Source organism: Rhizobium sp. 57MFTsu3.2 (genome assembly GCF_012932765.1).
GTDB lineage: Bacteria > Pseudomonadota > Alphaproteobacteria > Rhizobiales > Rhizobiaceae > Rhizobium > Rhizobium altiplani.
Map to the genome: position 1 here is coordinate 30,996 of NZ_JDWI01000032.1, position 14,265 is coordinate 45,260.

Consider the following 14,265-nt stretch of genomic DNA (forward strand, 5'->3'; position numbering starts at 1 on the left):
TCTCCCTTAGACGCGTTCGATGACGGTTGCGGTGCCCATGCCGGCGCCGATGCAGAGCGTGACGAGCGCGGTGTTGAGGTCGCGCCGCTCCAGTTCGTCCAGCACGGTGCCCAGGATCATCGCGCCGGTGGCGCCGAGCGGATGGCCCATGGCGATGGCGCCGCCGTTGACGTTGATCTTGTCGTGCGGGATCTCGAAGGCCTGCATGTAGCGCAGCACGACGGCGGCGAAGGCTTCGTTGAGCTCGAAGAGATCGATGTCGGCGAGCGACATGCCTGATCGTTTCAGAAGCTTTTCGGTGACGTCGACAGGGCCGGTCAGCATCAGCGCCGGGTCGGAGCCGATATTGGCAAAGGCCTTGATGCGGCCGCGGGGCTTGACGCCCATGCCTTCGCCGCCGGCCTTCGAGCCGAGCAGCACGGCGGCCGCGCCATCGACGATGCCGGAGGAATTGCCGGCGTGGTGAACGTAGTTGAGGCGCTCGACCTCCGGATGCGCCTGGATGGCGACGGCTTCGAAGCCGCCCATCTCGCCCGGCATCTGGAAGGAGGGGTTGAGCGCCGCCAGCGCCTGCATGTCGGTGCCTGGGCGCATGTGCTCGTCATGGGCAAGGATAACAAGGCCGTTCTGGTCCTTCACAGGAATGACGGAGTTCTTGAAGTAGCCCTTCTCCCAGGCATTCGCAGCGCGCTTCTGGCTCTCGACGGCATAGGCATCGACGTCGTCGCGCGAGAAGCCGTATTTGGTGGCAATCAGATCGGCGGAGACGCCCTGCGGCATGAAATAGGCCGGGAAGTTCACCGACGGATCCATGAACCAGGCGCCGCCGGACATGCCGAGGCCGACGCGAGACATGCTTTCGACGCCGCCTGCGATGACGATGTCATCGGCGCCCTGGGCGATCTTCGCCGCGCCGAAATTCACTGCGTCGAGGCCGGAAGCGCAGAAGCGGGAGATCTGCATGCCGGGCGCCTTGGTGGAGTAGCCTGCCTCGAAGGCGGCCCCACGCGGGATGACCGCGCCTGCTTCCATCACTGGATCGACGCAGCCCATGACGATGTCATCGACCGTTGCCGTATCGAGCCCGTTGCGGTCGCGGATCGCCTCCAGCGTCTTGGCGGCAAGCCGCACCGATGGCACCTCGTGCAGCGAGCCATCCTTCTTGCCGCGGCCGCGTGGCGTGCGCACGTGGTCGTAAATGAAAACCTCGGTCATTCCTCTATCTCCCTATCGGCGGCAAGCGCCGTTGAACTCAAAAGGCCTCGGCGGCCAACGTCATCATCGTTTCCGCGCCGGTCTCGATGCGGGCCTTGCGCAGTGCCGTTTCCGGCATGATCCGCTCCATGAAGAAACGGGCTGATATCAGCTTGTTGCGCAGGAATGTTTCGCGTTCGGTTTCTCCAGCGGCAAGGCCATCATTGGCAGCCTTGGCCATCTTTGCCCACATGTAACCGAGCACGACGAGGCCGAAGAGATGCATGTAGTCGGTGGAGCCGGCGCCGGCATTGTCGGGCTTGGCCATGGCGTGCTGCATGAACCACATGGTCGCCGCCTGCACGTCGTTCAACCCCTTCTTCAGGTTCTTGGTGAAGAAGGCCATCTGTTCTTCGTTGCGGTTCTCCTCGCAGAAATCGCCGATTTCCTTGAACAGCGCCATGACGGCGCGGCCGCCGTTCTGGCCGAGCTTGCGGCCGACCAGGTCGAGCGCCTGAATGCCGTTGGCGCCCTCGTAGATCATGGCGATGCGCGCGTCGCGCACATACTGGCTCATGCCGTGCTCTTCGATGTAGCCGTGACCGCCGAAGACCTGCTGTGCCATGACCGCGTGGTCGAAGCCCTTGTCGGTCAGGACGCCCTTCAGGATCGGCGTGACGAGGCCGAGAATGTCGTCGGCGGTCTGGCGCTCCTTCTCGTCCGCCGAACGGTGGGCGATGTCGGATTTCAGGGCCGTCCACAGCAGGAAGGCGCGGCCTGCCTCATTGAAGGCGCGGATCGTCATCAGCGAGCGGCGGATATCCGGATGCACGATGATCGGGTCGGCTTTATTGTCCGGCGCCTTCGGGCCTGACAGTGAACGGCCCTGGATGCGCTCGCGGGCATAGTTGACGGCGTTCTGATAGGCGACTTCGGAGATCGCCAGTCCCTGCAGGCCGACGCTGAGACGCGCCTCGTTCATCATCACGAACATGGCGCTGAGACCCTTGTTCTCGGCACCGATGAGGAAGCCGGTTGCCCCGTCATAATTCATGACGCAGGTGGCGTTGCCGTGAATGCCCATCTTGTGCTCGATCGCACCGCAGGAAACCTGGTTGCGCGCACCGACCGTGCCGTCCGCCTTGACCAGGTACTTCGGCACGATGAACAGCGAAATGCCCTTCGTGCCTTCAGGTGCGCCCTCGATGCGCGCCAACACCAGATGCACGATGTTGTCGGTCATGTCGTGCTCGCCGGCCGAGATGAAGATCTTCTGGCCTGACAGCTTGTAGCTGCCGTCTGCCTGCGGCACCGCCTTGGTGCGCAGCAGGCCGAGATCGGTGCCGCAATGCGGCTCGGTGAGGTTCATGGTGCCGGACCATTCGCCGGAAACCATCTTCGGCAGATAGGTCTGCTTCTGCTCCTCCGAGCCATGCACGAAGATCGCCGCGATCGCGCCCTGGGTGAGCCCCGGGTACATCATCAGCGACATGTTGGCGGAGGAGGTGTATTCGCCGACGGCGGCATGCAGTGCGTAGGGAAGACCCTGGCCGCCGAATTGCTCGGGAACCGCAAGGCCAGTCCAGCCGCCATGGCAATAGGCGTCATAGCCGCCCTTGAAACCATCGGGCACCGAGACCGAGCCGTCTTCATGGCGCACGCAGCCTTGCTGATCGCCGGAATAGTTCAGCGGGAAAAGCACTTCCTCGGCAAGCTTTGCCGATTCTCCGAGAATCGCCTCGATCATGTCAGGCGTCGCGTCGGCAAACCCCGGAAGATTGTTGTAGCGTTCCAGGCCGAGCACGTCGTTCAGCACGAAAAGCGTGTCGTTTACCGGGGCCTTATAGACTGGCATCGTTCGAATTCCTCCAATTCGGCACGCCGGACGAAGCCGGCATTTGAGAGTCTCTTACAAAATATTGACGTTTGCGTAAACGTCAAATTTCGCGCTTGCTCGAATTTGTGATGCGATTGTGTGGTGCGGTGTCGGGAAGGGCCGACCGGGAACGTCCTTGGGGTGTCGACCTTTCATCAGAGCAACAACGAGGAGGACAATCCATGCTCAAGGTCAGTTCGAATCTCTGGTTTGAGAAGGACGTCCAGCAGGCCGTCGAATTCTATGTGGCAACGATCCCGAATGCGTCCATGGGGCGCACGACCGTGCTTCCGGCCGAGACGCCGAGCGGCCCGCCCGGCAGTGTCATCATCATCGAGTTCAAGCTCGGGCATCAGGATTTCGTGGCCATGCAAGCCGGTCCGCTTGATGCGTTCAACCATGCATTCTCGATCGCGGTACAATGCGAGACGCAGCAGGAGATCGACCGGATCTGGAGCACCTTCCTGGAGAACGGCGGCGTGGAGGAGCAGTGCGGCTGGCTGCGGGACCGATGGGGCCTGTGTTGGCAGATCGTTCCCCGCGTGCTGAGTGAGATGATTGCCGATCCCGACCGGGAGCGCGCCAAGCGTGTCACCGAAGTCCTGCTCGGCATGGTGAAGCTCGATATCGCGAAGCTCGAAGCAGCCTACCGGTAGCTCTTGATGGCAGTTTTCGGTCGTGGCGGTGCGGGAACGGCAATCTTGTGGGTCGTGTGCGGGCATTGAAAACGCCTGCAACTCTAGCCGTGCGGATGCGGTTTGCGGCCTCTCGCAGAACCTCATCGCCGGCGTGACGGCCGAGCCTGTCATTGATGCCATTGAAGCCATCCATATCGAGATAGAGCGCCCCAAAGGTCTCGTTCGCCGTCAGCGCGGCTGTTTCTCCGTCATCGATTCGTCGGCACATACAATGATGCGATGGGGGCTGAGGGCAAGTGCATAGCGGCGTTCCTAAATGTGGACAACGCCCACACTGCGCGTGAGGCTTTCGTCTAAGCTTTGCCGGAACTGTTTGCTTCCGGGGGAAGACAGGCTAGATTTCACAAGGCAGACTGATGAAAGAGCTTTGGAGGAGCGATTTTATGAGACGGATGTGGCCGGAGGAGTTCAATTCCATTCTAGATGGAGCCGAGGAAGTCACGCTGGAGCTGCCGGCGGTGGAGCACGAAGACGGCTCACGCAGCGAGGCGGTGAGCCGCAAGGCCCTGAAGGTCCGCATGTCCATGGAGGACTACGAGCGCATCTGGCCGCTGGCCGAAATGCGCTACCGTCTCGATGGCAAGATGGCCGGCAAGGCGATCACCTTGATCACCACCAATCCGCACTATCATCGGTGGCACCCCGCCGATGGCGGCAGCGTCGACAATGTTTCCGACAGCGGCCGCCACTACACGACGAAGTACGTCGTCGTGCATTTCCTGCTCGACGATGTGAGGGAAACGGCGGCGGCCTGAGCCGCCGCTAGGCTCCAGGTTCACGCGGCGTCCAATGCCTGTTGCAGGTCGGCGACGAGATCGTCCGGATGCTCGATGCCGATCGACAGGCGGATGGTCGATTCCAGGACGCCGATCCGCTGGCGGACGTCGGCCGGCACACCCGAATGCGTCATCGTTGCCGGATGGCTGGCGAGCGATTCCGTGCCGCCGAGGCTGACCGCGAGCTTGAAGATCTGCAGGGCGTTCAGGAACTTGAACGAGGCCGGCTGGCCGCCAACGATATCGAACGAAAAGGTCGATCCCGCACCGCTGCACTGCGCCGCGAAGGTCCGCCCGACCGGCGAATCGGCGTCGTGATAGGGCAGGTAGTGGATCCCCTCGACCTTTGGATGCTCGCGCAGGAAGTCGGCAACGACGCGGGCGTTGTTGTTGGCCCGCTCCATGCGGATCTGCAGGGTCTCCAGCGAGCGGCCGAGCATCCAGCAGGAGTGCGGGTCAAGCTGCGTGCCGATCGCGCCACGCAGTGCCTTGACCTGCTTCATGACGGCCTTCGAGCCGAGAGCAGCACCCGCGATCAGGTCCGAGTGGCCGCCGACATACTTGGTCAGCGAGTAGAGCGAGATATCGGCGCCGTGCTCGATCGGCCGCTGGAAGACAGGGCCAAGCAGCGTGTTGTCGCAAGCAATAACAGGCGTGTGTCCCTGTTTCCTGCCGATCGCGTCTGCGACACGGCGGATCATTGCGACGTCGACGAGGCTGTTTGTCGGATTGGCTGGCGTCTCGACAAGGATGACAGACACCCGGCCCTTGGCCATGGCTTGTTCCGCAGCCGCTTGCACCGATGCCTCGCTGACGCCATCGGCAAAGCCCACCGCCGCAACGCCGAGATTGAGGAAGGTCTTGGCCAGCAGGGTTTCCGTTCCACCGTAGAGCGGCTGGGAGTGGAGCACGGCATCGCCGGGACGAACGAAGGCCAAGAGCGTCGTGGCGATCGCCGACATACCTGACGAAAATAGGGCGCAGCTTTCTGTTCGCTCGTAAACGGCAAGCCGGTCCTCGACGATCTCGCTGTTGGGGTGATTGAAGCGCGAATAGACGAGCCCCGCGCCTTTGCCTTCTGGCGGTTCCTTGCGGCCGGAGACGTAGTCGAAGAAGTCGCGGCCGTCCTCGGCGGACTTGAAGACGAAGGTCGACGTCAGGAACACCGGTGGCTTTACCGCCCCTTCCGACAATTCCGGATCGTAGCCATAGTTCAGCATCTGCGTTTCGGGATGCAGGGCGTGGTTGCCGATATGAGTCTTGGAAGGATGCGGTGCGGTCATTGTCGTCTCCTCGCGAGATGCCGTGATGCTCGCAAATTATATCAGAACGCGCGGACTGTTCTTGCTATTTGCCGCGCGGCTATGCTCTATAAAGCAACTTATTGCGGAGAATGGCGAATTGTGACGCAGAAAATTGCTGACGATATGGATCGGAAAATCCTCAAGGAGCTGATGAGCGACGCTCGCCTTCCCAACAACGAGCTTGCCGAGCGTGTCGGGCTTTCTGCGTCCGCCTGCCTGCGCCGTCTGCGCCGGCTGGAGGATGCTGACATCATTCAGGGCTACACGACACTCGTCGATCCCACCATTGACGGCTGGACGATGACGGCGCTGGCGTCGGTTCGGCTCAGCCGCCAGCACGAGGACGAAATCCAGATGTTCGAGAGCGCGGTTCGCGGGTGGGACGAGGTACTGGAGTGCCATCTCGTCACCGGATCGCGCGACTACGTGCTGAAGGTGATGAGTTCAGGCCTCGAGGACTACGAACGGTTCATCAAGGGAAAGATCGCCCGGCTGAAATGCGTCGATACGATTGAAACCAGCTTCGTGATGAATACGATCAAGGCGCGGCGGGTGTAGTATCCGCAAGCTTGTCACGATCCGGGCATCTATTTCGTTAGGCGCCGCATGCTGGGGGCGGATGGCTGACATCGGTGCCCGCAGTGCCGGCGTGTTTCAACGCGATCATTGCGGCGCAGGCTGCATGTGGTGGATCGGGCTACCGTCCACAGCCACCGCCTGCGCATCCTCGAGTTTCTTGATGTCGTCCTCGCTCAAGGTCGGGCGATCCACCTTGATCGTCAGCTTGTTGAGCTTGGCAGTCAGCGCGAAGGGCGGCGAGTAGTCGGCATCGTTGACGCCCGTTAGCGTGTCGGAACCGACGTCGAAAGCCTCATCCCACTGCAGGATCATCGGAAGGGTGTGTTCCATCTTCTGGGTATCCACGACCTTGCCGTCCACCTTGAGTGTGCCCGTGCCCGATCGGCCGACGCCGCTCATGTTGTTGAAGGCGAGCGTTCCGATGCCGAGGCCATCATACTGGAAGTCGAATTCGAGCATGTGCTTGCCGGCAGTGAGCGCATCCGGCCCTTGCCATTTCACCCGCTTCAGATCGACCAGGTTCCAGAGGAACACCGGCTTGCCCTTGAGAAGATAGAAGCCGTAACCGGCGAAGCGGCCTCCCGAAGTCAGGATCATGCCTTCAGCGTCCCCCTGTGGCACGTCGATGTCGGCGGTGATCGTGTAGGAGCTGTTGAGCAGGGACGGCGAGTCGCCCTGCGGCAGGCCCGTCATCGGATGCGTGTAGGTGAACTCGGTGCGGCCGGCCGTGATGTTCGGGCGCGGGGCGACGATGCGTGCGGCGACCGAGGCGTCCATCGGGAAGACCTGGTATTTCTTCGCCTCGGCGAGGAAGAGATCCTTCATCGCCTTGACCTTGTCGGGATTCTCAGCGGCGACGTCCTGCGACTGGCTGAAATCCTTGCTCAGATCATAGAGCTGAAGGACCTGGTTGTTTAGCGGGTCCGGGTTGGCGGTGCCGAAGGCTTCCCAGGGCGCACGGTTTACCTTGGTGCTGAGCAGCCAGCCGTCATTGTAAAGGGCCCATTGGCCGAACATCTCGAAATACTGCGTCTTGTGGCGAGTCGGCGCCTTGGCATTCACCTTGTCGAAAGTATAGGCGAAACTCGTTCCCTCGATCGGCGCCTGCTTGATGCCGTCCACCATGTTCGGCGCCGGAATGCCTGTTACCTCAAGCAGCGTCGGGACGACATCGATCACGTGCATGAATTGCTCGCGCAAGCCACCCTTGTCGGTAATCCGTGCCGGCCAGGAGACTGCCATGTTCTGCCCGACGCCGCCGAGCCGCGAGGCGTTCTGCTTGAACCAGGAGAAGGGCGTATCGAAGGCCCAGGACCAGCCCGCCGACATGTGGTTGTAGGTCTGTTCGGTACCCCAGACGTCATACCATTTCATCTGTACATCGGTCGGCATTTCATTGATGCCGTTGAAGAACGCCACCTCATTGGGTGTGCCGAGAGGGCCGCCTTCCGCGCTCGTACCGTTGTCGCCGTTGATGTAGATGACGAGCGTGTTGTCGAGCTTGCCCATGTCCTCGATCGCCTGGACGACGCGCCCGATCTCGTGGTCGCTGTAGGCGGCGTAGGCGGCATAGATTTCCGCCTGCCTGATGAAGAGTTTCTGGTCCTCTGGTTTCAGATCGTCCCAGTTCTTGAGGATACTGGAGGGCCAGGGCTCCAGCTGCGTGTCCTGCGGGATCACGCCCAGCTTCTTCTGGTTCTCGAAGATCTGCTCGCGCAGCTTGTTCCAGCCTTGGTCGAAGAGATGCATGGCGCTGATCTTCTCTACCCACTCCTTCGTCGGGTGATGAGGCGCGTGTGTTGCGCCGGGCGCGTATTTCATGAAGAAAGGCTTGTCAGGCGCCGTCTGGTTGAGGCGAGTGAGATAATCAATGGCGTCATCGGCCATGCCGGTCACGAGGTTCCAGCCTGGCTTGCCCTCGAAGGGATAGATCTGGGTGGTGTTGCGGAACAGGTTCGGCTGCCACTGGTTCGCGTCGCCGCCGACGAAACCGTAGAAATATTCGAATCCCATGCCAGTCGGCCATTTGTCGAACGGCCCGATCGAGCTGGCGGCGAAGGCCGGGGTGTTATGGTCCTTGCCGAACCAGGAGGTGGCGTAACCATTGTCGCGCAGGATCCGGCCGATGGTGGCCTTGTCCTCGGGGATGATACTATTATAGCCGGGGAAACCCGTCGACTGCTCGGAGATCACGCCGAACCCGACCGAATGATGGTTCCGTCCGGTGATGAGAGCCGCGCGGGTCGGCGAGCACAAGGCAGTCGAGTGGACATTGTTGTACCGAAGGCCATTGGCGGCGACGCGATCCATGGTTGGTGTCGGAATAACGCCGCCGAACGTGCTCGGCACACCGAAGCCTGCGTCATCCGTGATGACCAGCAGGATGTTCGGCGCTCCTTTCGGCGGCACGATACGGGGCGCCCACCAGGGTTTCGAACTGAGAGCATCGTTGGTGATGGTACCGCCGAAACTCGGGTCCGGCGCCGGCAGCTGCCTGCCATCGATGGTTGTCGTAGCACCCGGCGCACCCAGTGTTCCGGTGACTTGTTGTGCATATGCCGCTCCTGTAGCAAGAGCCAATGTTGCTACGGCGGAAGCCAGTGACATCAGTCTCGTCAGTTTCATGACGGTTCCCTCCAACTAGCCCAAAATCGAACTCCCTTTCATTCCAAGCGGTTCGTTTACTTCTGGTAGAAGATATCACGAGAGCGAGGCCAAAACCATGCGCGTGGGGCATTAGCACAATGGTGGAGTGGTCTAGGCCGGCCTCGAGGAGCGGCGGTTTATCATGGAAAGATCGCCCGCCTGAAATGCGTCGATACGATCGAGACCAGCTTTGAGATGAATACCATCCAGGCGCGGTGGGTGTAGTATCCGCAGGCAAGCTTGATGCTCACCTGCGCCGCAGGTTTCGTCGACAACGACCGGAGGACAGCTATGACCGAGTTTCCTTACAGTTCCGCTCTCATCGTCGGTGCAGGCCCGGGCCTCAGCGCGTCGCTTGCGCGTCAACTGACCGGGCGCGGCGTCAGGGTCGCGCTGGCGGCGCGCAACACCGACAAGCTGAGCAAACTCGCTGGCGAAACCGGCGCGCTGATGTTTGCGGCGGATGCCGCCCAGCCGGCGTCCGTCGCCGCCCTTTTCGACGAGGTCGCGGCGGAAATCGGGGATCCGGAGGTTGTAGTCTATAACGCCAGCGGGCGCCTGCGCGGACCGTTGACCGAACTCGATCCGGCAGCGGTCGAACAGGCAATTGCGGTCAGCGCCTATGGCGGCTTTCTCGTTTGCCAGCAGGCTGCAAGGCGCATGATCCCCCAAGGGCGCGGAGCGATCCTGTTTACCGGGGCGACGGCGAGCGTGAAGGGATATGCCCAGTCGGCCGCGTTTGCCATGGGCAAGTTCGCCCTTCGCGGCCTTGCCCAGAGCGCTGCCCGTGAATTGGGGCCGAAGGGAATTCACGTCGCCCATTTCATCATCGATGGCGGAATCCGATCGGAGGTGCGCCGGGAAGACCCGGCCAAGCCGGATGCGACGCTCGACCCGGATGCCATCGCGCAGACCTACATCGATGTCTTACTGCAGCACCGAAGCGCCTGGTCACAGGAAATCGAGGTTCGGCCATGGACGGAATCGTTCTGATCTCCGTCTTGAGCCTTTCAGGGGACTGGCCGATTTCAGCACGCAAAGTGCTGAAAATCCTGAAAAGTTAAAAAAATCTCACGTCGGTTAACGGGTTATTTACCACGTTTCGTGAAAGGTGCTGTTTGAGCATTGGCGACTTGCATTCCTTTTTTCAGTCTCGCGTTTCATGGGAATGCCGCTACGCCGTACAGGTTGAGGAAAGTCTAATTGATTATCCCTTCATGAACGGTGCTCACGCCCGCATTCCGATGCGGCGGTGACGGAAGCCAATGATCGGCCCTGACGAGGGTTCGGACAGATGAAGCGAGCAAGAAGATGAACGGATCGCGATCAAATTCCCCACGGCATTCCGACAGGGCTTCGCTCGATGCGCTGAACCGCACCATCGAAGGCCTGGAGGCGAGGATCGAGGGTCTGATGGGTGCGGGTGCTCGCGACCAGCGCCAACGCGCTCCGGCGCCGGAGCGCGACGTCTACTCTGATCCTTACGCCGCCCGCGCACCCCATGCCGCCGAGGCGCGGCCGGATCCTTTCGCAGAAATTCGCCAGCGCCAGCGCATCCTGGAAGCAAGCCGGGAACGTCCTGCTGCGCGCGAACCCGCCGCCTACACGCGCGAGCAGCCAGCTCCGTCGCGTGCGCCGCTCCCTGTTGCCGAACGCGCGCCGCGTCCCGCCGCTCCGCAACCGGCCTCGGCACAGCCGGCCTATCGTCCGGCGGAAGACACGATGACCGAGATCGCGCAAGCGCTCGTCAATCTTCGCCAGGACCTGAAGCGTGACATCTCCGATGGCGTGACGCGCGAAATGAACGCATTGCGAGAAGAGATCCGCAGCATCAAGGTCGGCGCGGAAGACAACCGGTTCGCCGATGACATCCGTGCCGATATGACCCGCCTCGCAAGCAGCATCGATCAGCTTGCCAGCCGCTCCAGCGCGCCTGAGGCGCAAGGGCTGCGTGGCGAGTTCGAAGAGCTCCGCTCGTTGATGGACGGGCTCGCCCGCGAGGATTCCATTCGCCACATGGAGACCCGCTGGGACGGCGTCGAGAACCAGCTGCATGCGCTCGACACCGCCGGCCTGCAGGAGGAGCTTGTGGCGCTTGCCTACCGGCTCGACGATATCAAGCGCCATATCGGCGGCATGGGGGAAAGCCCGGCCGTTCGCGCGCTGGAGGACAAGCTTATTTCCATCGCCACGGCGATGGAGCAGTTCGGCAGCATGATCCAGCCGCACGATCGGGCGATGGCCGAGCAGTTTGCGGCAATGGATAGCCGTCTCGACGAAATCAGCCGTGCTATCGCGGCAACCGGCCGCGCTGCCGCCAGCGGCGATCCGGCCATGATGCATCGTCTCGAAGGCCGCCTGAACGCCCTGGGCGAGCAGATCGATCTAATGGGTCATAGCGTCGCGAGCCGCGCGGCCCCGACCGATGCCCTGGCGGATCGGTTGGAAACCCTGACGTTGCGCGTCGAGGAACTCGCCAACGCCGAGGCGACCTCGCGCCTCGACGAGCGCCTGGAGCATCTGTCCTACCTGCTCGAGCGGAGCCACAAGGCTGCGCCACAGCCGGAACTGACCGGCGCACTCGCAGATATCTCGCGCAAGATCGACGCACTCGAAGTCGGCTCGGTCAACGATGCGCTTGCGCAGCGCCTCGACTATCTCGCGCGCCGCATCGACGAGATGGACTTCCAGCCGCTTCAGCCCGTCGTTGCTTCCGTGGACGACAGTGCTATCAGGCGCATCGAAGGGCGGCTCGGCGATATCGTCGCACGCCTGGAGGAAAGCACCGCGGCACCGGCGGCTGATACGCATGCGCTACGCAACCTCGAGGACCAGATCGCAAACCTTTCGGCGCTTATGAGCGAGCCGCGGCCGGCTGCCGAACTGCCGGCGGAATTCGACCGCCGCATGGGCGCGATCGAAGACTACATGGCGACCAGCGACGAATACATCATCGAGGCTGCCCGCCAGGCGGCGGAAGCGGTGGTCGAAGCCTATGCAAGAAACGGTGCCCTGCAAGGTGGCGCGCCGGCTGCGGCTGATATGTCGGCGCTCCATGCGCTTGCCGAAGACTTGCGTCAGCTCGAAGACCTGAGCCGCAGCAGCGAAGAGCGCACGCACAAGACCTTCCAGGCCCTGCACGAAACGCTGGTCCAGATCGCCGAGCGACTGGACACCATGGAAGACCGCGCGGTCGCAAGGCCGGCAGCGAGAATGCCGGCGGCCGATGTCGATTTTGCCGTCGATACTTTTACGATGATGCAGGCCGGCGCCGAGGAAGCACAGAAGCCGGTGGTTTTCGGAACCCGCGCCTCGGCAAGCAGTCAGCCCGAGGTCGCCGACGAAGCGCCCGCCCTACCGGTCATGGCGACGACCGACACCAGTGTGGTCGCGATCGAAGCGGCAATGAAGCCCGTATCATCCGCAGCTCCCTCCAAGGGTAGCCTGCTTGCTGGCCTCGGCAAGCGCCTGCTGCCCGGCAAGAAGGCCAAGGCTGAGGCCGCCACCGCTGAACGCACGCTCATCGACCCGGTTCCTTCCATCGATCCGGTCGATGTGATGCCGCCGGAAGCTGCCAATGAGCCACTGGAGCCCGGCTCCGGCGCGCCTGACGTCAAGAAGATCCTCGAGCGCGTGCGCGCCAGCCAGAACGCCGCCCGCGTGAATGCGAAGCCGGCAACGGAAAACGAGCGCGCGGACTACATCGCCGCAGCCCGCCGCGCCGCGCAGGCTGCTGCGATGGAGACAGAGCCGAGCGCCAAGCCACAGCCAGCCAAGGCCGACAGGAAGGCAAAGGACAAGGATGCGGTGAAGGGGAGCACCTTCTCGCGCTTCCGCCGTCCGATCCTGCTGGCCGTCGGTGCCGTATTGCTGGCCATCATGGCGTTCCCGCTTGCCCGCACGCTGACGACCGGCCAGTCGGCGCCGTCCGCCGAAGTGGCGGTGCTGACCGATTCATCCAGCAATGCCCTGCCGGTGGACAGCGAGACGGCGCCCGACCAGGCCGTGGTAGCCGCTCCGGAGGTTCCGGCCACTGAAGCCCCGGCCGTGGACGCACTGGCCGCGCCGCTTGCGAGCAGCGATACGGCACCGGCGCCGGCAGCACCCGACCATCTGACGGCCGCCGCACCGCTGACCGGCGACGCGGTTGCCCCGCTCGCGCCCTCCGGCGCTCCCAAGGACGCCTCCGGTTTCGTTGCCAAGGAAACGACGCCGGCTGCTGCCGGCATGGCGACGACGCCTGCCGCTCCGGTGGCGGAAACAGCCGGCATTGCCATTCCCGACACGGTACAGCCGAAGTCGCTCGCGGATGCCGCCAGGAGCGGCGATCCGCTGGCGCTGTTTGAAATCGGCGCCCGCTACAGCGAGGGCCGGGCCGGCGTCGCCGCCGATCCGAAGGAAGCGATAAGCTGGTATCAGCTCGCCGCCGACAAGGGCTTCGGCCCGGCGGAGTATCGCCTCGGAAACATCTACGAGAAGGGCACAGGCGTCGACCGCGACATCGCCAAGGCGAAGCAGTATTACGAGCAGGCGGCAAACCGCGGCAACGCCAGCGCGATGCACAATCTCGCCGTGCTCTATGCCTCCGGCGCGCTCGGCCAGCAGGATTACAAGGCAGCCGCGGACTGGTTCGTCAAGGCAGCTGACCTCGGCATCACCGACAGCCAGTTCAACCTGGCGATCCTCTGTGCCCGCGGCAATGGGATCACGCAGGATCTGACCGAGTCCTACAAGTGGTTTGCGATTGCCGCCAAGGGCGGTGACAAGGACGCGGCACAGAAGCGCGAGGAAGTTGCGAAAGCCATGAAGCCGGACCAGCTTGAGAAGGCGCGTGCCAAGGTTGACCAGTGGAAGGCCGTGCCGCTCGACAGCAAGGCGAATGGCGTGGACCTTCCCGACGAGTGGGTCGGCAATGCCACCAAGACCTCGACCGTCGATATGAAGAAGGCGATCCGCAACATCCAGGCGATCCTCAACAACAACGGCTTCGACGCTGGCCAGCCGGACGGCGAGATGGGCGCGAAGACGGTTGCGGCGATCAAGAACTTCCAGAAATCGATCGGCCAGGAGCCGAGCGGGAATATCAACGACGATACGGTGAAGGCCCTGCTGGCGCGCAACAAGGGTCCTGCCACCAAGGTCTGACCAAACGTTCGCCCGATCTCCCAGGCCGCGCATGAGAGATCGGCACG

General features: G+C 62.7%; 9 protein-coding genes and 1 pseudogene. 5 read left to right on the forward strand and 5 right to left on the reverse strand.

Annotation, left to right across the window (positions count from 1 at the left end; all coding sequences use genetic code 11):
• Nucleotides 1-6 precede the first annotated feature (6 nt).
• Nucleotides 7-1,215, reverse strand: coding sequence for an acetyl-CoA C-acetyltransferase (locus AF71_RS25845; protein WP_018116981.1), 1,209 nt, complete (start codon nucleotides 1,213-1,215; stop codon nucleotides 7-9).
• Between the two features lie 37 nt (nucleotides 1,216-1,252).
• Nucleotides 1,253-3,049: an acyl-CoA dehydrogenase C-terminal domain-containing protein gene (locus tag AF71_RS25850; RefSeq protein ID WP_169683771.1), complete on the reverse strand. Its 1,797-nt coding sequence runs from the start codon at nucleotides 3,047-3,049 to the stop codon at nucleotides 1,253-1,255.
• A gap of 203 nt (nucleotides 3,050-3,252) precedes the next feature.
• Between AF71_RS25850 and AF71_RS25855 the strand changes: the two genes are divergently transcribed.
• Nucleotides 3,253-3,726 (forward strand): VOC family protein, encoded by a 474-nt coding sequence (locus tag AF71_RS25855; RefSeq protein ID WP_169683772.1) that lies wholly within the window; start codon nucleotides 3,253-3,255, stop codon nucleotides 3,724-3,726.
• Between the two features lie 88 nt (nucleotides 3,727-3,814).
• Here the strand turns inward: AF71_RS25855 and AF71_RS31900 are convergent.
• Nucleotides 3,815-3,964 (reverse strand): annotated as a pseudogene (locus AF71_RS31900) (diguanylate cyclase); the annotation flags it as partial.
• A 187-nt stretch (nucleotides 3,965-4,151) separates the two neighbouring features.
• Here AF71_RS31900 and AF71_RS25865 point away from each other — a divergent pair.
• Nucleotides 4,152-4,523, forward strand: a complete 372-nt coding sequence (locus tag AF71_RS25865) for a hypothetical protein (RefSeq protein WP_037090126.1) — start codon at nucleotides 4,152-4,154, stop codon at nucleotides 4,521-4,523.
• A 20-nt stretch (nucleotides 4,524-4,543) separates the two neighbouring features.
• Here AF71_RS25865 and AF71_RS25870 read toward each other — a convergent pair whose 3' ends face one another.
• Nucleotides 4,544-5,827, reverse strand: a complete 1,284-nt coding sequence (locus tag AF71_RS25870; protein ID WP_169683773.1) for a cystathionine gamma-synthase family protein — start codon at nucleotides 5,825-5,827, stop codon at nucleotides 4,544-4,546.
• Nucleotides 5,828-5,947: 120 nt separating this feature from the next.
• On the opposite strand from AF71_RS25870, the gene AF71_RS25875 reads away from it, so the two are divergent.
• Nucleotides 5,948-6,406 (forward strand): Lrp/AsnC family transcriptional regulator, encoded by a 459-nt coding sequence (locus AF71_RS25875; protein ID WP_018858578.1) that lies wholly within the window; start codon nucleotides 5,948-5,950, stop codon nucleotides 6,404-6,406.
• A 105-nt stretch (nucleotides 6,407-6,511) separates the two neighbouring features.
• Here AF71_RS25875 and AF71_RS25880 read toward each other — a convergent pair whose 3' ends face one another.
• Nucleotides 6,512-9,052, reverse strand: a complete 2,541-nt coding sequence (locus tag AF71_RS25880) for an arylsulfatase (RefSeq protein ID WP_169683774.1) — start codon at nucleotides 9,050-9,052, stop codon at nucleotides 6,512-6,514.
• Nucleotides 9,053-9,364: 312 nt separating this feature from the next.
• Between AF71_RS25880 and AF71_RS25890 the strand changes: the two genes are divergently transcribed.
• A complete protein-coding gene (locus AF71_RS25890; RefSeq protein ID WP_018858576.1) occupies nucleotides 9,365-10,066 on the forward strand; it encodes an SDR family NAD(P)-dependent oxidoreductase in 702 nt (233 codons plus the stop codon).
• 318 nt (nucleotides 10,067-10,384) lie between these two features.
• The gene (locus AF71_RS25895) at nucleotides 10,385-14,218 is read left to right on the forward strand and encodes a peptidoglycan-binding protein (RefSeq protein ID WP_169683775.1); all 3,834 of its coding nucleotides are present in this window, start codon (nucleotides 10,385-10,387) and stop codon (nucleotides 14,216-14,218) included.
• Nucleotides 14,219-14,265 lie beyond the last annotated feature (47 nt).